The 21496-nt window shown below is 56.8% G+C and carries 17 protein-coding genes; 11 read left to right on the top strand and 6 right to left on the bottom strand.

Going from position 1 to position 21496, the window contains the following annotated elements; all coding sequences use genetic code 11:
* The first annotated feature begins 45 nt into the window (after positions 1 to 45).
* The 9 genes from ppsA (at position 46) to IV01_RS01930 (ending at position 9437) form a co-directional block, all read left to right on the top strand.
* Positions 46 to 2421, top strand: coding sequence for a phosphoenolpyruvate synthase (gene ppsA / locus IV01_RS01890; protein WP_032631499.1), 2376 nt, complete (start codon positions 46 to 48; stop codon positions 2419 to 2421).
* A 122-nt stretch (positions 2422 to 2543) separates the two neighbouring features.
* Complete coding sequence (locus IV01_RS01895) at positions 2544 to 3536, top strand: alpha/beta fold hydrolase (RefSeq protein WP_032631498.1); 993 nt, start codon at positions 2544 to 2546, stop codon at positions 3534 to 3536.
* A gap of 121 nt (positions 3537 to 3657) precedes the next feature.
* Positions 3658 to 4146, top strand: a complete 489-nt coding sequence (gene rraA / locus IV01_RS01900) for a ribonuclease E activity regulator RraA (protein ID WP_032631497.1) — start codon at positions 3658 to 3660, stop codon at positions 4144 to 4146.
* Positions 4147 to 4157: 11 nt separating this feature from the next.
* On the top strand, positions 4158 to 5153 hold the full coding sequence (locus tag IV01_RS01905; RefSeq protein WP_032631496.1) for a zinc transporter ZntB: 996 nt from the start codon (positions 4158 to 4160) through the stop codon (positions 5151 to 5153).
* Positions 5154 to 5252: 99 nt separating this feature from the next.
* Positions 5253 to 5501 (top strand): hypothetical protein, encoded by a 249-nt coding sequence (locus IV01_RS01910; protein WP_032631495.1) that lies wholly within the window; start codon positions 5253 to 5255, stop codon positions 5499 to 5501.
* A gap of 2 nt (positions 5502 to 5503) precedes the next feature.
* The gene (locus tag IV01_RS01915; protein ID WP_032631494.1) at positions 5504 to 6328 is read left to right on the top strand and encodes a mechanosensitive ion channel family protein; all 825 of its coding nucleotides are present in this window, start codon (positions 5504 to 5506) and stop codon (positions 6326 to 6328) included.
* Between the two features lie 86 nt (positions 6329 to 6414).
* Entirely contained in the window at positions 6415 to 7005 is a 591-nt protein-coding gene (gene sigX / locus IV01_RS01920; RefSeq protein ID WP_154232281.1) for an RNA polymerase sigma factor SigX, read from the top strand.
* Between the two features lie 107 nt (positions 7006 to 7112).
* Positions 7113 to 8147: an OmpA family protein gene (locus tag IV01_RS01925; protein ID WP_032631491.1), complete on the top strand. Its 1035-nt coding sequence runs from the start codon at positions 7113 to 7115 to the stop codon at positions 8145 to 8147.
* A 264-nt stretch (positions 8148 to 8411) separates the two neighbouring features.
* Positions 8412 to 9437, top strand: a complete 1026-nt coding sequence (locus tag IV01_RS01930) for a quinone-dependent dihydroorotate dehydrogenase (protein ID WP_032631490.1) — start codon at positions 8412 to 8414, stop codon at positions 9435 to 9437.
* Positions 9438 to 9580: 143 nt separating this feature from the next.
* Here the strand turns inward: IV01_RS01930 and rmf are convergent, their stop codons facing one another.
* Positions 9581 to 9796: a ribosome modulation factor gene (gene rmf, locus IV01_RS26525; protein WP_080290409.1), complete on the bottom strand. Its 216-nt coding sequence runs from the start codon at positions 9794 to 9796 to the stop codon at positions 9581 to 9583.
* Positions 9797 to 10363: 567 nt separating this feature from the next.
* Between rmf and rlmKL the strand changes: the two genes are divergently transcribed.
* A complete protein-coding gene (gene rlmKL, locus IV01_RS01935) occupies positions 10364 to 12634 on the top strand; it encodes a bifunctional 23S rRNA (guanine(2069)-N(7))-methyltransferase RlmK/23S rRNA (guanine(2445)-N(2))-methyltransferase RlmL (RefSeq protein ID WP_032631489.1) in 2271 nt (756 codons plus the stop codon).
* Positions 12635 to 12746: 112 nt separating this feature from the next.
* On the opposite strand, the gene dacB is transcribed toward rlmKL, so the two are convergent.
* Complete coding sequence (gene dacB / locus IV01_RS01940; protein WP_032631488.1) at positions 12747 to 14216, bottom strand: D-alanyl-D-alanine carboxypeptidase/D-alanyl-D-alanine-endopeptidase; 1470 nt, start codon at positions 14214 to 14216, stop codon at positions 12747 to 12749.
* Between the two features lie 281 nt (positions 14217 to 14497).
* Here dacB and IV01_RS01945 point away from each other — a divergent pair, with 281 nt between their 5' ends.
* Positions 14498 to 14842, top strand: coding sequence for a YggL family protein (locus IV01_RS01945; protein ID WP_032631487.1), 345 nt, complete (start codon positions 14498 to 14500; stop codon positions 14840 to 14842).
* A 71-nt stretch (positions 14843 to 14913) separates the two neighbouring features.
* Here the strand turns inward: IV01_RS01945 and IV01_RS01950 are convergent, their stop codons facing one another.
* The 4 genes from IV01_RS01950 to IV01_RS01965 all read right to left on the bottom strand — a co-directional run bounded on the left by IV01_RS01950 (position 14914) and on the right by IV01_RS01965 (position 21475).
* Positions 14914 to 18564 carry a transporter substrate-binding domain-containing protein gene (locus tag IV01_RS01950; RefSeq protein ID WP_050508000.1) on the bottom strand — a complete coding sequence of 1217 codons (3651 nt, stop codon included), beginning with the start codon at positions 18562 to 18564 and terminating at the stop codon, positions 14914 to 14916.
* Positions 18565 to 18572: 8 nt separating this feature from the next.
* Positions 18573 to 19139 (bottom strand): response regulator transcription factor, encoded by a 567-nt coding sequence (locus IV01_RS01955; protein ID WP_032631484.1) that lies wholly within the window; start codon positions 19137 to 19139, stop codon positions 18573 to 18575.
* A 296-nt stretch (positions 19140 to 19435) separates the two neighbouring features.
* Positions 19436 to 19831, bottom strand: a complete 396-nt coding sequence (locus tag IV01_RS01960; protein WP_032631483.1) for a response regulator — start codon at positions 19829 to 19831, stop codon at positions 19436 to 19438.
* A gap of 312 nt (positions 19832 to 20143) precedes the next feature.
* Positions 20144 to 21475, bottom strand: a complete 1332-nt coding sequence (locus tag IV01_RS01965) for a deoxyguanosinetriphosphate triphosphohydrolase (protein WP_032631482.1) — start codon at positions 21473 to 21475, stop codon at positions 20144 to 20146.
* Positions 21476 to 21496 lie beyond the last annotated feature (21 nt).

The raw sequence follows: 21496 nt of genomic DNA, 5'->3' as shown, positions 1-21496 counted from the left end.
ACTGAGCTTTTCCCAACAACAAACACAGTTAGTGGAGAGATCACCTTGGTAGAGTACGTAGTTTCCCTCGATAAGCTCGGCGTCCATGATGTGGAGCATGTGGGAGGCAAGAACGCATCCCTCGGCGAAATGATCAGCAACCTCGCAGGTGCTGGCGTTTCGGTGCCCGGTGGCTTCGCCACTACGGCTCAGGCCTACCGTGATTTTCTTGAACTGAGTGGTCTGAATGATCAGATCCACGCAGCTCTGGACGCTCTTGATGTCGACGATGTCAACGCACTGGCCAGGACCGGCGCGCAGATTCGTCAGTGGATCATGGAAGCCGAGTTCCCCGAGAAGCTCAACGCCGAGATTCGCACTGCTTTTGCCGAGCTGTCGGCAGGCAACCCGAATCTGGCCGTTGCCGTGCGTTCTTCCGCCACAGCTGAAGACCTTCCGGACGCTTCCTTCGCCGGTCAGCAGGAAACCTTCCTTAATATTCGCGGCGTCGAGAACGTCATCCGTGCGGCCAAGGAAGTGTTTGCCTCACTGTTCAACGACCGGGCCATCTCCTATCGCGTTCACCAGGGCTTCGATCACAAGCTGGTAGCCCTATCGGCCGGCGTACAGCGCATGGTTCGTTCCGAGACCGGTACCGCTGGCGTGATGTTCACCCTGGACACAGAGTCTGGCTTCCGTGACGTCGTATTCATCACCGGCGCCTACGGTCTGGGTGAAACCGTGGTGCAGGGCGCGGTCAATCCTGACGAATTCTACGTACACAAAAACACCCTTGCCGCCGGTCGTCCCGCCATCCTGCGCCGTAACCTGGGCAGCAAGGCAATCAAGATGATCTACGGTGACGAGGCGAAGGCCGGACGTTCGGTGAAAACCGTGGACGTCGAGCCTGCCGAGCGTGCCCGTTTCTGCCTGAGTGACGAGGAAGTCTCCGAACTGGCTAAACAGGCGATGATCATCGAGAAGCATTACAAGGCGCCGATGGACATCGAGTGGGCCAAGGACGGTGACGACGGCAAGCTGTACATCGTTCAGGCGCGTCCCGAAACCGTGAAAAGCCGCGCTCAGGCCAACGTCATGGAACGTTACCTGCTCAAGGAAACCGGCACCGTGCTGGTGGAAGGCCGTGCTATCGGTCAGCGCATTGGCGCGGGCAAGGTGCGGATCATCAAAGACGTGTCGGAAATGGACAAGGTCCAGCCCGGCGACGTTCTGGTTTCCGACATGACCGACCCGGACTGGGAGCCGGTCATGAAGCGCGCCAGCGCTATCGTTACCAACCGCGGCGGCCGTACCTGCCACGCTGCGATCATCGCCCGCGAGTTGGGCATTCCGGCAGTGGTTGGCTGTGGCAACGCCACTCAGCTGTTGCAGGACGGCCAAGGCGTAACCGTTTCCTGTGCCGAAGGCGATACCGGTTATATCTTCGAAGGCGAGCTGGGCTTTGACATCAAGACCAATTCGGTCGACGCCATGCCTGATCTGCCGTTCAAGATCATGATGAACGTCGGCAACCCGGACCGGGCTTTTGATTTTGCCCAGCTGCCCAACGCCGGTGTTGGCCTGGCGCGTCTGGAGTTCATCATCAACCGCATGATCGGTGTGCATCCCAAGGCGCTGCTCAATTACGACAGCCTGCCGCAGGACATCAAGGACAGCGTCGATAAACGCATTGCCGGCTATGACGATCCGGTCGGCTTCTATGTCGAGAAGCTGGTGGAAGGCATCAGCACCCTGGCTGCTGCGTTTACCCCGAAAAAGGTCATCGTGCGCCTGTCGGACTTCAAGTCCAACGAGTACGCCAACCTGATCGGCGGCAAGATGTACGAGCCGGAAGAAGAAAACCCGATGCTGGGTTTCCGTGGCGCTTCGCGTTACATCAGCGAAAACTTCCGCGACTGCTTCGAGCTGGAATGCCGTGCCCTCAAGCGTGTGCGTGAGGAAATGGGCCTGACCAATGTCGAGATCATGGTGCCGTTCGTTCGTACCTTGGGCGAAGCGAGCCAGGTGATCGACCTGTTGGCGGAAAATGGCCTGAAACGCGGCGAAAATGGTCTGCGCATCATCATGATGTGCGAGTTGCCGTCCAACGCGATTCTGGCTGAAGAGTTCCTCGAGTACTTCGACGGCTTCTCCATCGGCTCCAACGACCTGACCCAGCTGACGCTGGGCCTGGACCGTGACTCCGGGGTGATCGCGCATCTGTTCGATGAGCGTAATCCGGCGGTGAAGAAGCTGCTGTCCAATGCCATTCAGGCGTGCAACAAGGCTGGCAAATACATCGGCATTTGCGGTCAGGGCCCTTCGGATCACCCGGATCTGGCGCGCTGGTTGATGGATCAAGGCATCGAAAGCGTTTCGTTGAACCCGGATTCCGTGCTGGAAACCTGGTTCTTCCTGGCTGAAGCTCAGGCGCCTGTTTGAATTGATGTGATCTGAACAGATCTGATTGAGTGAAGCCCCATCTGCCTATCAGGCAGATCGGGGCTTTTTCACGTTTACCCGGAACGGTTTGTCCATAGCCGTCCTTTTATCGTTTGAGCTATATGCAAAGCAGCAGCAATCTCTTTCCCGTGGCTTTGATCAGCGCCGAGCGTTGTGGCGATCTGATTGAAGACGTATACCGCCTCAAGCCCGCCAACAGCCCTGACTACAGCGTCGAAATCGCCGTCACCCGCCTGGGTCTGGTGGCGCAACCGGACGTGCGCGGCGTGCCGGTCATTCTGCTGCATGGCAGTTTTTCCAACCGCCGCTTCTGGTATTCCCCGAAGGGCATCGGGCTGGGCGCGTACCTGGCGCGTGCCGGTTTTGATGTCTGGATCCCGGAGATGCGTGGGCATGGTCTGTCGGCGCGCAATCAGGCTTATCGCTACAACCGCGTTGCCGATTACGCCCGTTACGATGTGCCAGCCATTGCGGCCTTTGTTCGTGAGCAGAGCGGGCAGATTCCGCACTGGATCGGCCATTCACTGGGCGGTACCACCCTGGCGGCCGCATTGGGCGGTGCGTATCTCGGCCCTGCTGGCGCAGCCTCCGTGGCCATGTTCGGCAGCCAGGTCAGTCGCAACTACTGGCCGTTGAAAATCCCTCCAGTGCAATGGGCCGGTCGTTTGCTGCTCAAGCCCTTCGACCACATATCCGGCCCGCGTTTCAAGCGTGGTCCGGAGGACGAGCCGATTGGGCTGGTACTGGAAAGCTTGAGCTGGCACGGTTTGTTCGGTCGCTTTGGTGATCGCGAAACCGATTGGTGGGCGGGCCTGAGTAAGGTTGAGGTGCCGGTGCTTGCGGTGGCTGCCGCGGGCGACTTTCAGGACCCGGTCTGGGCCTGTCGCAAGCTGTTCGATCAGATCGGCTCGGCCCAGCGCCAGTTCCTTTGTCTGGGGCGCGAGCAGGGTTTCAGCGAAGATTTCAATCATGTGCACATGCTGGTCAGTAAAAGTGCGCAGCGCGAGGTATGGCCACTGGTGGCAGACTGGCTGAGAAAAGGTTATCTGGCTGTACCAGAGCTGTCGTCGGAGCAGATCGCCGCAGTTGAATGACCTCAGGCATTTCAAAGAGCCCGGCTTGCTACTAAGCTACGACCCAGCTTCGACAACGCCCAGCTAAGCTGGGTGTCTGAGTTAGCCAAGCAATTGATCGTTCGCCTACAGGAGTTACGTCATGCACTACATCACTCCAGATTTATGCGATGCCTATCCCGAGCTGGTCCAGGTCGTGGAGCCCATGTTCAGCAATTTCGGCGGCCGTGATTCGTTCGGCGGCGAGATCGTGACCGTCAAATGCTTCGAGGATAACTCTCGGGTCAAGGAGCTGGCCGAGCTGGATGGCTCAGGCAAAGTGATGGTCGTTGACGGCGGTGGATCCCTGCGTTGCGCCTTGCTCGGCGACATGATTGCAGAACGGGCAGCGCATAACGGCTGGCAGGGCGTGGTGATCTACGGCTGCGTTCGTGACGTGGACATGCTGGCGCAGACCGACCTGGGTGTGCAGGCTCTGGCCAGTCATCCATTGCGCTCCAACCGGCGCGGCGCTGGCGATCTGGATCTAGCGGTAACCTTTGCTGGCGTCACGTTCCGTCCCGGTGAGTATGTGTATGCCGACAACAACGGCATCATCGTGTCTCCATCACCCCTGGAAATGCCGGAATAAGTGAAGCTCTGATGTTCGATGAAACAAATGCGCAGTGGGGGCTGGTTCATGCCCTCGTATTGGATGGGAAGGGCGGGGCGCGTTTCATCGCCCGCACAGAGCTGGATTGTCTGCAACTGCAGTCTCACGAGAGCGTGTGGCTGCATTGGGATCGCGGTCACCCGCAGACTCACAGCTGGCTGCGCACCGCCAGCGGCTTGAGTGAGTTTGCCTGCGATCTGCTGCTTGAGGAAAAGACCCGGCCCCGTTTGCTGCCCTTGCCTGATGAAAAACTGTTGCTGTTCTTGCGCGGGGTCAACCTCAACCCAGGGGCGGAGCCGGAAGATATGGTCTCGGTGAGGATCTTCGCGGCTACCCAACAGGTCATTTCCCTGCGGCTGCGTCCGCTGCGCGCCACTGATGAACTCATCGAGCAATTAAATGAAGGCAAAGGTCCGAAAACCGCCTCCGAACTGATTCTTTATCTGGCTCAGTACCTGACCGACAAGGTCCAGGCATTGGTCGGCGACCTCACCGAATCAGTGGATGAAGAGGAAGAAAAGATAGATGCCGACGAACGGTATACGCCGGACCATGGCAAGATGCTGCATATCCGTCGGCGGGCAGCCGGATTGCGACGTTTTCTCGGCCCTCAACGGGATATCTATGGCCAGCTGAGTCGCAGCAAGTTGCCCTGGTTCGTCGATGATGACGCTGACTACTGGAACGAGCTGAACAACAGCCTGACTCGTTATCTGGAAGAGCTTGAACTGACCCGAGAGCGAGTGGGGCTGGTGCTTGAGTCCGAAGATCGCCGTCTGCGCGAGCGTATGAATCGCACGATGTACCGCTTCGGCATCATCACCGGCATCTTCTTGCCAATGAGTTTCTTGACCGGCTTGCTGGGTATTAATGTCGGCGGTATTCCCGGCTCTGCCAGCCCATATGGATTTCTGGTGGCGTGTGTGTTGATTCTCGCTGTGGCATTGGGCCAATGGTGGCTGTTTAGACGCTTGCGTTGGGTTTGAAGGTGGTTTTTTTTCGCTCTGCGCAGAGTCGGGTGTGACTCGTGGAATTCTGGTCACGTCTTTTACTGACATTAAGCGAGGTGGCTATGCGAGGTGCTTATGCATGACCCGTTCGAAGAATCTTTACGCGACATGCTCAAATCGTCTTCCTCCAGCCGGGATGACGATGCGTGTCTAGGGCGAGTCCTGAAAACCGCCAATCGCCAGGTCGGCGCGGGTGTGTTGTTCAGTCTGCTGGGGCGTTGGTCCGAGGCCATGATGATTGCCTTGAACAACGGCTCGGCCCATGTTGCACCGGTTTCACGCCTCAAGAATTCTACCGCTCGTCCTGTCGATAAGGCTGATTGAACATGGAATTGGATCTCTGGACTCAGAGTCTGGTTGCCGCAATGACCGCATTGTGGACCAAAGTTGCAAATTTCATCCCGAACCTGTTCGGTGCGCTGGTCGTAGTGTTGTTGGGTTTCGTCGTCGCCAAGCTGCTCGACACGCTGCTTTCCAAGCTGCTCGCCAAGCTGGGTCTTGATCGTCTGATGGGCGGCACCGGGCTGACCAAACTGATCAGTCGGGCGGGTATCCAGGTTCCGATTTCGACGTTGATCGGCAAGATCGTCTACTGGTTCGTGTTGTTGATTTTTCTCGTCTCTGCCGCCGAGTCGCTAGGGCTGGAGCGGGTTTCGGCCACGCTTGACATGTTGGCGTTGTACCTGCCTAAAGTATTTGGCGCAGCGCTGGTGCTGCTGGTCGGGGTTTTGCTGGCTCAACTGGTCAATGGCCTGGTGCGCGGTGCGGCGGAAGGCGTAGGCCTGGATTATTCGGCCGGCTTAGGGCGCATTGCTCAAGGCTTGGTGATCATCATCAGCATTTCGGTCGCGATCAGCCAGCTTGAGGTCAAGACTGACCTGCTGAACCATGTGATTGTGATTGTTTTGATTACCGTTGGTCTGGCAATTGCGCTAGCCATGGGTCTTGGAAGTCGTGAATTGGCCGGGCAGATCCTGGCGGGAATTTATGTGCGGGAGTTGTATCAGGTTGGGCAACAAGTGCGTGTTGGCGATGTCGAAGGCCAGATCGAAGAAATTGGTACGGTGAAAACTACTCTGCTGACGGATGAGGGGGATCTGGTTTCGCTGTCCAACCGCATCCTTCTGGAGCAGCGAGTGAGCAGCCGTTAAGCGGCTAACCTGCTACTCTATGCCGCCACGAATTGCCGGGATCCGGACAGTGGCGGACATTGAACTGACTGTCGGCACGACTTGTTTTGAATAACGCCCAACCGCTATCGATGCGCTATGACCCCCGCGAGCTCTCTGATGAGGAGCTGGTCGAGCACGCGCACGTCGAGCTTTTTCACGTGACGCGGGCTTACGAAGAGTTGATGCGTCGCTACCAGAGAACACTTTTTAACGTTTGTGCACGATATTTAGGGAACGATCGCGATGCTGATGATGTCTGTCAGGAAGTGATGCTTAAGGTGTTGTATGGCTTGAAGAACTTCGAGGGTAAATCGAAGTTCAAAACCTGGCTCTACAGCATTACCTATAACGAATGCATCACGCAGTACAGAAAGGAACGGCGTAAGCGTCGCTTGATGGACGCGCTGAGTCTGGATCCACTTGAGGAAGCGTCCGAAGAGAAGACGCCAAAACCTGAAGAGCGGGGCGGGCTTGATCGCTGGCTTGTGCATGTGAACCCGATTGATCGAGAGATTCTGGTGCTGAGATTCGTTGCAGAACTGGAGTTTCAGGAGATCGCAGACATCATGCACATGGGCTTGAGCGCAACGAAAATGCGCTACAAGCGGGCTTTGGATAAATTACGTGAGAAATTTGCAGGTATTACCGAAACTTAACTCGGTGCAAATATCTCTAACGAGCAGGCAAGTTCTGATAGACTTGCCGATGAGTTGTCCCCGGATACGTGGGACTGCTTTACAATCACCAGATGGGGATTTAACGGATGAAACTGAAAAACACCTTGGGCTTGGCCATTGGTACTATTGTTGCCGCGGCATCTTTCGGCGCTCTGGCTCAAGGCCAAGGCGCAGTCGAAATCGAAGGCTTCGCCAAGAAAGAGTACTACGACAGCGCCCGTAACTTTAAAAACGACGGTAACCTGTTCGGCGGCTCCGTAGGTTACTTCCTGACTGACGACGTTGAAGTACGTCTGGGTTACGACGAAGTCCACAACGTGCGTAGCGACAGCGGTAAGAACATCAAGGGCTCGAACACAGCTCTGGACGCTCTGTACCACTTCAACAACCCGGGCGACATGCTGCGTCCGTACGTTTCGGCTGGTTTCTCTGACCAGAGCCTCGGTCAAGATGGCCGTGGCGGTCGTAACGGCTCCACCTTCGCCAACGTTGGCGGCGGTGCCAAGCTGTACTTCACTGACAACTTCTATGCCCGTGCTGGCGTTGAAGCTCAGTACAACATCGACCAAGGCGACACCGAGTGGGCTCCAAGCGTCGGTATCGGCGTAAACTTCGGTGGCGGCTCCAAGAAAGTTGAAGCAGCACCAGCTCCAGTAGCTGAAGTTTGCTCCGACAGCGACAACGATGGCGTGTGCGACAACGTTGACAAGTGCCCGGACACCCCAGCCAACGTTACCGTTGACGCTGATGGCTGCCCAGCAGTTGCTGAAGTTGTTCGTGTTGAGCTGGACGTGAAGTTCGATTTCGACAAATCCGTAGTCAAGCCTAACAGCTACGGCGACATCAAGAACCTCGCTGACTTCATGCAACAATACCCATCCACCACCACCACTGTTGAAGGTCACACTGACTCCGTCGGTCCTGACGCTTACAACCAGAAACTGTCCGAGCGTCGTGCAAACGCCGTTAAACAGGTTCTGGTTAACCAGTACGGTGTTGGCGCTAGCCGCGTAAACTCGGTTGGTTATGGCGAATCCCGTCCAGTTGCTGACAACGCAACTGACGCTGGCCGCGCTGTAAACCGTCGCGTAGAAGCTGAAGTTGAAGCACAAGCTAAGTAATTAGCCTGCTTCCCTCGCTTCAATAGAAAGGCCCGGCTCATGCCGGGCTTTTCTTTGCCTGCGATTTGCCACATGACGTCTACGATCCCAAGGAGCTGCCGAAGGCAGCGAAGGCAATTTGATTGTCACCCGTCATTCGCAGCCTTAGGTAGCTCCAACAGGGGGGGGGCATGGCTTAAAACTGCGCACATGCCTCGCATGGATCCGTCCAAGGCGTCTATAATCGCGTCCCTGCATTCAGCTATTCACGAGCCGCGCCCGCCCATGTATAACCTGGCCCGCCAGTTACTGTTCAAACTCTCCCCGGAAACATCACACGACTTGTCGCTGGATTTGATCGGCGCCGGTGGTCGGTTAGGGCTCAACGGCTTGCTCAGCAAGACGCCTGCGCGTTTTCCGGTGAATGTCATGGGGCTGGATTTCCCTAATCCGGTAGGGCTTGCGGCTGGGCTGGACAAGAACGGCGCGGCTATCGATGGTTTCGCGCAGTTGGGCTTTGGCTTCGTGGAAATTGGTACTGTGACCCCGCGAGCCCAACCGGGTAACCCCAAACCTCGTATTTTCCGGCTGCCCCACGCCGAGGCGATCATCAACCGCATGGGGTTCAACAACCTCGGCGTCGATAACCTTGTCACACGTGTTCAGGCAGCCAGCTACAAAGGCATTCTGGGGATCAATATCGGCAAGAACTTCGATACGCCAGTCGAGCGCGCCGTGGATGACTACCTGATTTGCCTGGATAAGGTTTACGCCCATGCCAGCTATGTGACCGTCAACGTCAGTTCACCGAACACCCCTGGCCTGCGCAGCCTTCAATTTGGTGATTCCCTCAAGCAATTGCTTGAGGCACTGCGCGTTCGCCAGGAGGCCCTGACGGCTTTACACGGTAAGCGTGTGCCGCTGGCGATCAAGATTGCGCCGGACATGACCGACGAAGAAACCGTTCTGGTGGCTGCTGCGCTGGTCGAGTCCGGTATGGATGCTGTGATAGCTACTAATACCACCCTTAGCCGTCAGGGCGTCGAGGGCTTGCCTCATGCCGACGAGGCGGGCGGGTTGTCCGGTGCTCCGGTTCGTGAGAAAAGCACGCACACCGTCAAAGTGCTCGCCGCTGAGTTGGCGGGCCGGATGCCGATCATCGCAGCAGGCGGAATCACCGAGGGCAAGCATGCGGCTGAGAAAATCGCCGCGGGTGCAAGCCTGGTTCAGATCTACTCAGGTTTTATCTACAAGGGCCCGGCGCTGATTCGTCAGTCGGTGGATGCTATCGCGGCCATGCCCAGGGGATGAGCCGTCAGTAATTTACAAGCGTCGGACAAAAAAAGGGGTTCCAGAAGGAACCCCTTGGGCTTTACGCCCGGCGCCCGGATGGGACGCTTCTGGTTTGGATCGATTTCAACAATTTTTGATGGACTGGTCGGAGATTTACCTGATTATCCGACCGCGTGAAGTTCGTTGAGTCTGTGGATTCCCGCAGTGCCGGTCATACCGTCCCAGTTGTCGCCACGTCCTTCTCGCCAGCCATTGATCCAGGCTTGGCGCACCGACGGTAGAGTAAAAGGGCAAAGCTCACGGGATTTACCATGAACACCAAATTGATATCCGCGTAAAAATGCTCTTTCCAACGGATCACGCTTAAGTCTTCTCATAGGGTGTTGCCCTCGTTTGTTGACTGTTATGTCCCTGAGACCTCATGTCGAGGTCGGGCAGAAAGTTTTCTGCCGTTGGTGCCCGCTGCCGGCGTCGCGGGCTTTGTGCTATCACCGTTGCAGTGACAACCTGAGGTGATTTCTAACCAATGGATCGGGCCCTGTGAATGATCGTTTTGTCATAAGCACGTAACATTTTTGTTAACCAGAACATAAGAAACAGGTGTTTCAAATCTGATTATTTCTGCAAGCCTGCATCCACAAGGCTTGCAGAGGATGTATCGGCCCTTTCGTAAATGCGAATGATGGCTGGGTGCAAGTAGCCGTAATTCGACGAAGGGTCGCGATGTGACTTTTTATTGCCGCTGTTGTCATGCTCAATAGTAATTTTTTCTAATGTCCTTTGGCCACGGTGGCCGGGACTGGCTGGCTCTTTACCTTGATGGTTCAGACGCTGGCTCGGCACGACTTGTGTGCCACGCAGGCGGTCTCCAAGAAAGACGTCTGTTTTAAATCTGGTTGGGCAATGCGTTGCCCGCCGCTTATGGCTCAGGCCCTGGAATATTCATGTCGGATCGTTACGAACTTTTCCTCACTTGCCCTAAAGGGCTGGAAGGGCTGCTTGCCGAGGAAGCCACTGCGCTGGGCCTCGAGGAAACCCGCGAACATACCTCAGCCATTCGCGGCAGTGCCGACATGGAGACCGCCTACCGCCTTTGCCTATGGTCTCGTCTGGCCAACCGCGTGCTGTTGGTGCTCAAACGCTTTCCAATGAAGGATGCCGAAGACCTTTACCACGGCGTGCTGCATGTCGACTGGCATGATCATCTGGAGCCAGATGGATCTCTGGCCGTCGAGTTCAGCGGCCACGGGTCGGGCATCGACAACACCCATTTCGGCGCCTTGAAAGTCAAGGACGCCATCGTCGACAAGCTTCGCACCGCAGATGGCTCACGCCCTTCGGTGGACAAGCTCAATCCGGACCTGCGTGTTCATTTGCGTCTGGATCGCGGCGAAGCCATTCTCTCACTGGACCTCTCTGGCCATAGCCTGCACCAGCGTGGCTATCGTTTGCAGCAGGGTGCTGCACCGCTTAAAGAGAACCTCGCCGCTGCAATCCTTATTCGTGCGGGCTGGCCGCGAATTGCGTCTGAAGGTGGTGCGCTGGCTGACCCGATGTGCGGTGTAGGGACGTTCCTGGTTGAGGCGGCGATGATCGCTGCGGATATCGCGCCAAACCTTAAGCGCGAGCGTTGGGGCTTTTCTGCATGGCTGGGCCACGTCCCGGCACTGTGGCGCAAGCTGCATGACGAGGCGCTTGCCCGTGCTGAGGCGGGTCTGGCCAAACCACCTCTGTGGATTCGCGGCTATGAAGCCGATCCGCGCCTGATCCAGCCGGGCCGTAACAACATCGAGCGCGCCGGGTTGAGCGAGTGGATCAAGGTCTATCAGGGCGAGGTCGCGACTTTCGAGCCGCGCCCGGACCAGAATCAGAAAGGCTTGGTGATTTGCAACCCTCCCTACGGTGAGCGCCTGGGCGACGAAGCGAGTCTGCTGTACCTCTATCAGAATCTTGGCGAGCGCCTGCGTCAGGCCTGCCTGAACTGGGAGGCGGCTGTATTCACCGGCGCGCCTGATCTGGGCAAGCGCATGGGCATTCGCAGCCATAAGCAATATGCGTTCTGGAATGGCGCGTTGCCGTGCAAACTGCTGCTGATCAAAGTGGTGCCGGATCAGTTCGTGACGGGCGAGCGCCGTACCGCAGAGCAGCGCCAGGTCGAGCGTGAACAGGTCGAGGTTGAAGATACCGGCCCGCTGGTCACCCCCGGCAAGTACGAGAAGTACAACAAGAATGGCAACCCGATCAAACCCGCTCCGGTGGTGGTCGAGCAGCCACGCCTGAGCGAAGGCGGGCAGATGTTCGCCAACCGTCTGCAGAAGAATCTCAAGTTGTTGGGCAAGTGGGTCCGCCGTGACGGCATTGACTGCTATCGCGTTTATGACGCTGATATGCCGGAGTATTCGCTGGCCATTGATCTGTATCAGGATTGGGTGCATGTACAGGAATATGCCGCACCTAAGTCTATCGATCCGGAGAAAGCGTCGGCCCGTTTGTTTGATGCATTGGCTGCCATCCCTCAGGCGCTGAATGTCGACAAGAATCGCGTGGTGATCAAGCGCCGCGAACGTCAGAGCGGTACCAAGCAATATGAGCGTCAGAGCGCTCAGGGCCAGTTTCTGGAGGTCAACGAAGGCGGGGTCAAGTTGCTGGTCAATCTGACCGACTACCTGGATACCGGGCTGTTCCTCGATCACCGCGCCATGCGCATGCGAATTCAGCGTGAAGCAGCGGGCAAGCGCTTCCTCAATCTGTATTCGTACACTGCGACCGCCAGTGTGCACGCCGCCAAGGGCGGTGCGCGCAGCACCACCAGTGTCGACCTCTCTCGCACCTATCTGGATTGGGCTCGTCGCAATTTGTCGCTAAACGGTTTCTCTGACAAGAACCGTCTGGAGCAGGCCGATGTGATGGTCTGGCTGGAAGCCTGTCGTGAAGAGTACGACCTGATCTTTATCGACCCGCCGACGTTCTCCAACTCCAAACGCATGGAAGGAATCTTCGATGTGCAGCGGGATCAGGTGCAGTTGCTTGATCTGGCAATGGCTCGCCTGGCCCCGGGCGGTGTGCTGTATTTCTCGAATAACTTCCGCAAGTTCGTCCTCGACGAAAATCTGGCTCAGCGTTATGCGGTAGAGGAAATCAGCGCGCAAACCATTGATCCGGATTTTGCGCGTAACAGCAAGATTCACCGGGCGTGGAAGATTACTGCGAAGTAACTATCAAAGCTGGACCTGTAGGAGCCGTCGGAGGTTACGACGGCCGCGAAAGCGGTTTACCTGATAGCCGCTGTTCGCAGTCTTCGGCAGCTCCTACGGGCTGGTGTGTGGATCAAGGCGCCTGAATCGATACCGTGTTGTTGACCAGCTTCGGCTGGCGATACAGCTCGACCAATACCTCGTCCAGTACCGATGAAGCACCCCATGGGCGAGGGTCGTTGAGGATGGCGACTACCGCCCAGGTATTGCCATTGCTGTCGCGGCTAAATCCCGCGATGGCGCGCACGGTGTTCAAGGTGCCGGTCTTGATATGGGCTTCACCCAGCAATGGGGTGCGTTTGAGGCGTTTGCGCATAGTGCCGTCCATGCCCGCCAGCGGCATAGAGCTCATGAACTCCGCAGCATAGGGGCTGCGCCATGCAGCTTGCAGGATGATCGCCATCTCCCGGGCGCTGACGCGCTCCGCTCGTGACAATCCTGAACCGTTTTCCATGACCAGATGTGGTGCGGTGATGCCTTTTTTCGCCAGCCACTGACGGATCACGCGTTGTGCTGCCTTGGCGTCATCGCCGTCGGCTTCGTTACGAAACTCCGAACCAAGGCTGAGGAACAGCTGCTGGGCCATGGTGTTGTTACTGAATTTATTGATGTCACGGATGACTTCAACCAGATCCGGGGAGAAGGCCTTGGCCAGCAACTTGGCGCTGCCTGGCACGACGTCCACGCGGTCCTTGCCCAGAATACTGCCGCCCAGTTCCTGCCAGATCGCGCGAACGGCACCCGCCGCATAAGTCGGGTGGTCAAGCAGTGACAAGTAGGTTTGCGAATTACAGCCGTCACCCAACTGACCGCTTACCGTCACTAGAACGCTGCCATCCACCTGTGGCACCGGGTTGTAACGCACATCACCGGCACATTGTTTCGACGCGACAGCCTTGACCTGATTGTCGACACGAATGCTGGCGATTGGCGGCTCAACGGAAACCAGGACCTTGCCGCCATCGTTGCGGGTGACGAAACGTAGCGCCTTCAGGTTGACCATCAGCGAATCGGGCTTGACCAGGAAGGGCTTGTTCTTGTCATTGCCATCATCATCGAATACTGGCAGCTGCGGCTGTACGAAATGGCTGCGATCCAGTACCAGATCGCCGGTGACTTGCTGCACGCCGTTAGCGCGAAGGTCACGCATCAGCAACCAGAGTTTCTCCATATTCAGTTTTGGGTCGCCGCCGCCCTTGAGGTAAAGGTTGCCGCGCAGGACGCCATTGTTGAGCGTGCCGTCGGTGAAGAATTCGGTTTTCCATTGGTGGGTTGGGCCGAGCATCTCCAGTGCGGCATAGGTGGTTACCAGCTTCATGGTTGAAGCCGGATTGACCGACACATCAGCATTGAAAACGGTCGGAGTACCTGGACCATTGAGTGGCAGCATGACCAGCGACAGAGCGTCATTGCCGAGCTTGCTGGCCTTTAGCGCTTGCTGAACCTTGGGAGGAAGTGATGTGTTGATCGGCTCTGCCTTAACCGGCAAAGCCAATGGGAAAAGAAGGGTGGCAAAAAACAAGGGACGCAATGATTTGATCATTCAATAAAACCCTACTGCAAGACGGGAAACGAGAGGGCATGGATGGATTCCCTCAATAAAAAATAGCCGTAACTCAAATAGTGTCGCGATAAAAATGGAATATGCCTGAAATGCCGACGCATTATGCCCCAATCACGGCTCACTTGGGCCCCGGCCAAGGTCCCGGCGGGGGATTTTTTGCAGTCCGGCAGGGGGCTAGTCGTCAGATAGTCTGATATGCGGGCATTTACCTGTCCAAACTGATAAAGTGCCGCCCGATATTACTTATGAGGATTGTCCCAATGGCCACTAACCGTTCCCGCCGTCTGCGCAAAAAACTCTGCGTGGATGAATTCCAGGAGCTGGGTTTTGAGCTTAACCTGGACTTCAAACAAGATCTTGACGACCAGGCGATCGACGCTTTCCTTGATGCTTTCCTGACAGAAGCCATGGACGCCAATGGTCTGGACTATGTTGGCGGTGATGACTTCGGTCTGGTATGCCTCGCCAAGCGCGGCTCGGTGACTGAAGAGCAACGCGCAGTCGTTGAAGCCTGGCTCAAGGGCCGTAGCGAACTGACCAAAGTTGAAGTCAGCCCGCTGATGGACGCCTGGCATCCGGAAACACCGATCAACTCGGTAGCCTGATGTTGCTAGCGGCAGGCGCGACGCCTGCCGCTTTGTCATCCATGATGTGCTTTTCTGTGCTGCATCTACCCTCAGGCCGCACTGCTCAGTTGCTCCTGTAACGCCCTCTCAAGATCTGTCATTGCGCTGTTCATCGCCTTCAGGCATTCGTCGATTACCGTCGATGGCGAGGCATCGATACACGCAGTTTCCATTGCTTCACATGTCTCGATCACTCTGTCTGCCCGGATAATCCGCGCGGCGCCTTTAATCTTGTGCGCCATTTGGCTTAGTGCCGAGCGGTCATCCTGGGGGTTGAGCAGGTTGAGTTCATCACGATCTTCCTGGCTGCTGCGCAGCAGCTGTTCAAGCAGGCGACGAATCATTTCCGGGCGATCCCCGGTGAGGGCGTGGACGCTGCCTATGTTGAACGTTTCACTGTGCGTGCCTGACGACAGGTCCGGAGTTTTATCCTGAGACACTACAAGCGGGTAAATACGGTTCAGGCGCTCGCTCAGGGCTGTCAGGCTGATGGGTTTGAACAGGCAGTCATCCATGCCGGCTTCGCGGCACCGCTGTTTCTCCTCGGGCTGGGCGTTAGCCGTGAAGCCCCAGATCGCGCAGTGCTGTTGCCCATGGACCTGCTCGTGATTTCGGATCGCCCGGGTCAGGTCGTAGCCGTTCATGATCGGCATGTTGCAATCGGCGACGACCAGATCGAAATGGTCCTCCAGCCAAAGCTCAAGCCCTTGGGCTCCGTGCTCGGCCACTGCGCAACGATGGCCGAGGAATTCCAGTTGCTGACACAGCAGCAGGCAGTTCGCGGGGTGGTCATCGACAACCAGAATGTTAAGTGCTTCACCGGTCTGGGGAAGAGCTTCGCGTAGGGCGGCGGAAACTGCCACGGGTTCCAGGCGTGTCAGATTAAAGCTCATGTCCACGCGGGTGCCTTGGCCTGGCTCGCTGCTCAGCTCAAGGGTGCCGCCCATCATTTCACAGAGGCTACGGCAGATGACCAGCCCGAGCCCGGCTCCGGTCCTGGCTTGTTGGAGCTGGTTATCGGCCTGGGAAAAAGGCTCGAACAGGCGTTCCTGATCCTGCTTGCTGATGCCGACGCCGCTGTCCTGAATCGCCACCATCAATTGCAGCTGCTGAGTGTCGTTCTCCATCAAGGTTTGCAGGGTGATTTTGACCTGGCCCTGTTCAGTGAACTTGATCGCATTGCTGATCAGGTTGGACAGGATCTGTTTGAAACGCAGCGGGTCGATCAGCACATCGTTATTGATGCCGCTGTCCAGATCCAGCAGCAGGCTGAGGCTTTTTTGCCGGGCCAGACCATCGAATACCCGTACCACTGATTCCACAAGCTGGCGCAGGTTGGCGCGTTCGGGGCTGAGGGTCAGTCGACCGGATTCGATCCGGGCAATATCGAGAATATCGCCGATCAACTCCAGCAGGTCTTTGGCGGAACTGTAAGCCACTTCGATTGCCGGGCGATCCAGGTGGCCGTGATCGGCGCGCTTGAGAGCCAGTTCGAGCATGCCGATGACCGCGTTCATCGGAGTTCGGATTTCGTGGCTCATGGTCGCCAGGAAGGTGCTTTTCGCCCGATTGGCATTGTCGGCCTGCTCCTTGGCAGCCTGCAGCTCTTCAATCAGCTCGCGACGCTCGCTGATGTCGATCCAGCCACCAATGATGCCCTGAACCTCACCCAGAGAATCGCGAAACGGCAGGATCCAGTGGTAGATCGTCAATTGCCGATCACCGATGCATAACGTGCGATCGAGGATCATCGGGCTATTGCTTGCCATTACATGCTGGTAATCGCTGGCAAACTCTCGGGCTTCATAAACGTTACTGAGGACTCCCTCGGTCACGGTTTTGCCCAGGATGTCTTCGCGCCGTGCCGAGAACGCCCTGAGATAACTGTCATTGCACATGCGCAGCAGGCTGTCGCGGTCGCGCACATAGATAGGGTGGGGCGTGCCGTTGACCAGCGCGCTCATGAATTCGAATTGGTCGTTCAAGGCCCGTTCGGCTTGTTCGCGCTGCTTGATTTGACGGCGCATGTAGGCGTTCCAGGCCAGGGATCCGAGCAATAGCATGCCTGCCCCGATGATGATCTGGTAAATCTGGCGCTGGTAGTTCTGCCAGTTGCCGCCGGCCGGGGTGTAGGAGCGCCAGCGATTATTGATGGCTGCCAGCTCCTGGGGTGCGATGCTCGATAGTGCCTTGTCGAGGATGGCGCTCAGCTCTGTCGCCTTGCGAGAGGTCGCCATCGAAATCAGGGCGGGTTCGTCACCCACGGTATTGGTGATCTGCAAACGGTCCTCGAATGCCCCGGCGGTCAAAAAATAATTGGCGCTCAGCAGTGAAGTAATTGCCCCCTCCACTCGACCCTGCGCAAGCATATCCAGAGTCTGGTATGGGTTGTCGACTTCGATCGGCACCACTTCCGGAAACTCCCTGCGCAGAAACGGCAGCATGGGACTGCCCAGCGTAATTGCCACGCGCTTGCCGTTCAATTGCTCAAGACGTGGAGGGTTTTCCGGCCATTTACGGGTGATCAGCACGAAGGAATTGTCAATGTATGGCCTGGTGAAACTCAGTCTGTCTTCCCTTTCCTCGCTTGGAATCAGTGCGCCGATCAGGTCGGCGTTGCCTTGGCTGACGCGATTGATCATGTCCGCCATGCTGGGTGCCTTGCTGATCTCGAATTGCAAACCGGTACGCAGTCTTACCAACTCCAGGAGATCTGCAGTGATCCCACGAAAATTGCCGACTGCGTCAAAGAATGTCAGGGGGGCATAGGCCTCATTGATGACAACCCTGACGGTGGGATGTTGTTCGATCCAGCGCTCTTCCCGGTTGGTGAGCTGCAATTTCTGGTCAGTGAGCATCAGATCGCTGGCGCCCCAGCGCTTGGAGATCGCCATACGCTCCTCGACCGGAATGGCTCGCAGAGTCTTGTTCAGAATGTCCAGCAGTTGGGTGTTCTGATCATCGACGGCGAAGCTGAAACCGTTGGGCTCATGTTTGCCGAAATTGGCCATCTGCACGTTGTTCAGATAGCCCTTGTTGATCAGGTACTGGGTCGAGATGGCGTCGCCAAGAAAAACATCTGCCTGATTGAATGCCACGGCGTTGATAGCGCTTTGAAACGATGGATAGGTCTTCAATGACGCCTTGGGATAGAGCGCCTGAACCTCTTCGGGTGGAAGGTAGTGATAGACCATGCTCAGTCGCATGTCTGCCAGACCATCCGTCAGCGACCGGGTTTCTCCGATCCGGGTGACCAGCACGGGCTGGTCAACCGCATAGGGTGTCGAGAGTTTGATTTTTCCGTCCATCGCTTCAAATCCATTGGCGCTCCCCAGCAGATCTATTTCACCGGTAACGAGGGCAGCAATCGCCGCCTCTCTGGACTTGAAGCGCTGCACCTTGATGGTAAGGTCCAGCGCCTTGGAAATGATCCCCGCGTAATCTGCCGTAAATCCTTCGTAGTCCCTCCCGGTGATCGTTAGGTCAAAGGGGGGGTAATCGGGGGCGGAAGTCCCGAGCACCAACTCCCCCTTTTTGCGCAACCACTCCCATTGGGCCTTGTCCAGCGACAGTTCCATATGCGCGGCTCTGGCTCGACCCAGCAAGGTGTAGGTTTCGGCGTGCACAGGCAGCGCCGTCCATGCAAGGCTCACGCAGAGGCTTGCGACTAGCAAGAAGCGGTGTTTAAAGCGCGTGGACATCCGGTCCCTCATACAAGCGCGTTGCGTTTTGCCATATCTATTAGTTCCACCAGGGTCTTGACCCTGAGTTTCTGCATCAGACGAGTCTTGTAAGTACTGACTGTCTTGTTGCTGAGAAACATACCCCGGGCAATCTCTTTGTTCGTCCGGCCCTGCGCAAACAACTGCAGTACCATCAGTTCGCGATCATTGACCAGTTTGAATAGTTCGACTTCGCTGGGTTGACCATCTTTTCCGGGAGGAGGAGTCAATGCCTGGCTAGGAAAGTAATTGTAGCCGGATAATACGGCTTTCACCGAGCTCAGTAATTCACTCAAGTCTTCCTGTTTGCAAACGTAGCCTGCGGCCCCTGACTGCATGCACCGAATGGCGAACAGTGCGGGAGCCTGGGAAGTCAGCACGAGAATTTTCGAACTCAGGCCCATCTGGTTGAAGCGGGCCAGTACCTCGAGCCCGTCCAGCTTGGGGATGCTGATGTCGGTCTCACCGACGACTTCGTAGTTTTCGTTCTCCAGCAGCATGCGAACGGCGAGACGAATAACCGGGTGGTCATCAATGATGAAAACTGAATTCATAGTTGGGTCCATACAAGATGCGAAGAAAGCGCGCACCTTATCTCAGATGTTCCGGTAGGCACATGAACAGATAGTGCTGCAGGCTATATATAGGAAGTTTCCTACAATATTTAAAGTATTGGAGTACACGGAGGCTTGTCTGACGTTGAAAATGTTTAAGGTCGCGCCCTTTTTGATGGCGTATTAGTAGTGTGGGTTTTTGTTTATTTCGTTTTGGAATTACTCGGTTTATTGAGGATAATTCCTACGTCGCGGTACAGGCTTCTACTCATTCGAAGGAAGAGTATCGATCAGCTTTATGGCAAGGGGGTGGCAGCCAGTAGGCGAGAGAGGTCCGGACCACTTAACGGTTTGCTCAGGCATCCCAGTAATGGCAAGCCACGTTGAGCCGCCATTTGTTCGATTTCTTCGAGTCTGTCTCTGTCCAGCCCGCTCAGGACGATCGCACGCCTGACCTGGCCCTGGGTAAGGGCTCGCTCGATCAGATCTAAACCATCTCCATCCGGCAGGCATTGGTCGCAGAGCAACAGATCGTAAGGCTGCGTCGTGCGCTCCATGGCTGCAAGTGCTTCGGCCGCAGTCAGGGCAGGGGTCAGCAGGAAGTAGCCCTGGTTATTGAGGAGGATCTGGATGGCAATCAATTGAAACGGATGATCTTCAACCAGAAGTATGCGCAGCTTGTGTTTAGACATTGGCTTGTCCGGCAATGGCTGGCGCTGATCGACCCCCGATTGGCGCAGCCCATAAGGCGTCGGACGGCGTCGATGGCGCCCAATGGGCGGTAGATGAGAGTCGCCAAGGGCGACAAATGAAGTGGCGGGAGTATTAGGCAGGAGGGAGGGTGAGGCGATAGGACCATTCCTAAAAACCTGTGGGAAAGGTCTGAAGTTTTGAATGCCTCTTGAGTACTGGCGACGTGGGACGGAACCGCAGTTACTGGTGATTCACCTGAAACCTGTAGTAGTGCTGCGCGTGCGCTCCTACAGGGTTCTGTGTTCTATCCATCAACTCGGCATTGAGCGCCCAGTCATTTCCCGGGCCATTTCGCTGGCGTAGCTGTCGGTCATTCCGGCAATGAAGTCGATCATGCGCAAAAAGGAGGTATGCAGCGGCGCATGAGGGTCAGGCGCGCTGTTGCCCAAGAGGTCGAGAATCCGGCGATGCTTGAATGACACGGATTGGCCACCGAACTGTTCAAGGGCTGCCCCGCAGAATGCATTGAGAAGAATCTCCAGTGTCGTATAGGCGCCTATCTCATGGAGGGTTTTGCGCTTGTCCTGAAAGATCTTCTTGCGGGCCATGTCTTTCGCGCTCAGCACACAGCGCTTGGCAGGGCCGTGCATGTGCTCCACCAGATCTCCGCTCAGTGTGCCAGCCAGCAAAGCGTCCTGCTGTTCGACAAACGCGCGTGCCGCGGCATTGGTGAGGTGTTCGATGGCTTTGCCGCGCAAGATAGCCAGTTTGCGTCGGCGCGAATCATCAGGTCCCAATTGCCGATAAGTGTCCGGCAGATCATCGCCCACCAATCCAAGCAGCAAGGCTTCCACCTCCGCGTATTCCAGCAGCTCCATCTCCAGACCGTCCTCAAGGTCGATGAGTGCGTAACAGATGTCATCCGCTGCCTCCATCAGATAAACCAGCGGATGACGCGCCCAGCGCTGCTCCTCGAGTTGTGGCAGGCCAAGTTTGTGGGCGATCTGCTCGAGAATGGGCAGTTCGCTCTGGTAGCAGCCGAATTTGTGCTTCTTGTAGCCCAGCGAATCTGCGTGGCGGGCCGTCCAGGGGTATTTGAGGTAAGTGCCCAGCGTGGCGTAGGTCAGCCGTGTGCCGCCGTCAAACTGGTGGTATTCCAGCTGAGTCAGGACCCGAAAACCCTGGGCGTTACCCTCGAAGTTGAGGAAGTCATTGCGCTCGACTTCACTCATTGCGTCCAGCCAGCCGCGTCCCGCCGCCTGTTTGAACCAGTTGCGGATGGCGTCTTCACCGGAGTGGCCGAAGGGGGGGTTACCGATGTCGTGGGCGAGACAGGCAGACTGCACGACCATGCCCAGGTCGCTTGGGTCGCACCAGTCGGGGAGGGCGCCGCGCAGGGTTTCGCCGACGCGCATGCCGAGCGAGCGACCCACGCAACTGACTTCCAGCGAGTGGGTCAAGCGAGTATGGATATGGTCGTTGCTCGACACCGGATGAACCTGCGTCTTGCGACCCAGGCGGCGAAATGCGCCGGAGAAAATAATCCGGTCGTGATCTTTATGGAACGGGCTGCGGCCCAGTTCTTCCGGGCTGTGCAGGGTTTTGCCAAGTCGTTCGCGGTTAAGCAGGGTTTGCCAATCCAAGGCGGTCACTCCATCGGTAAA

It is taken from the genome of Pseudomonas syringae (assembly GCF_000737245.1).
GTDB classification, from domain to species: domain Bacteria; phylum Pseudomonadota; class Gammaproteobacteria; order Pseudomonadales; family Pseudomonadaceae; genus Aquipseudomonas; species Aquipseudomonas syringae_J.
This window is presented reverse-complemented; position numbering and strand designations above follow the sequence as displayed.

Coding starts and splice junctions, on each gene's coding strand:
- rraA (WP_032631497.1), top strand. CDS start 3,658: ATGCACTACATCACTCCAGATTTATGCGATGCCTATCCCGAGCTGGTC.
- IV01_RS01945 (WP_032631487.1), top strand. CDS start 14,498: ATGGCCACTAACCGTTCCCGCCGTCTGCGCAAAAAACTCTGCGTGGAT.
- IV01_RS01950 (WP_050508000.1), bottom strand. CDS start 18,564: ATGTCCACGCGCTTTAAACACCGCTTCTTGCTAGTCGCAAGCCTCTGC.
- rmf (WP_080290409.1), bottom strand. CDS start 9,796: ATGAGAAGACTTAAGCGTGATCCGTTGGAAAGAGCATTTTTACGCGGA.
- IV01_RS01905 (WP_032631496.1), top strand. CDS start 4,158: ATGTTCGATGAAACAAATGCGCAGTGGGGGCTGGTTCATGCCCTCGTA.
- dacB (WP_032631488.1), bottom strand. CDS start 14,216: ATGATCAAATCATTGCGTCCCTTGTTTTTTGCCACCCTTCTTTTCCCA.
- IV01_RS01960 (WP_032631483.1), bottom strand. CDS start 19,831: ATGTCTAAACACAAGCTGCGCATACTTCTGGTTGAAGATCATCCGTTT.
- IV01_RS01915 (WP_032631494.1), top strand. CDS start 5,504: ATGGAATTGGATCTCTGGACTCAGAGTCTGGTTGCCGCAATGACCGCA.
- IV01_RS01930 (WP_032631490.1), top strand. CDS start 8,412: ATGTATAACCTGGCCCGCCAGTTACTGTTCAAACTCTCCCCGGAAACA.
- IV01_RS01925 (WP_032631491.1), top strand. CDS start 7,113: ATGAAACTGAAAAACACCTTGGGCTTGGCCATTGGTACTATTGTTGCC.
- IV01_RS01895 (WP_032631498.1), top strand. CDS start 2,544: ATGCAAAGCAGCAGCAATCTCTTTCCCGTGGCTTTGATCAGCGCCGAG.
- rlmKL (WP_032631489.1), top strand. CDS start 10,364: ATGTCGGATCGTTACGAACTTTTCCTCACTTGCCCTAAAGGGCTGGAA.
- IV01_RS01910 (WP_032631495.1), top strand. CDS start 5,253: ATGCATGACCCGTTCGAAGAATCTTTACGCGACATGCTCAAATCGTCT.
- IV01_RS01955 (WP_032631484.1), bottom strand. CDS start 19,139: ATGAATTCAGTTTTCATCATTGATGACCACCCGGTTATTCGTCTCGCC.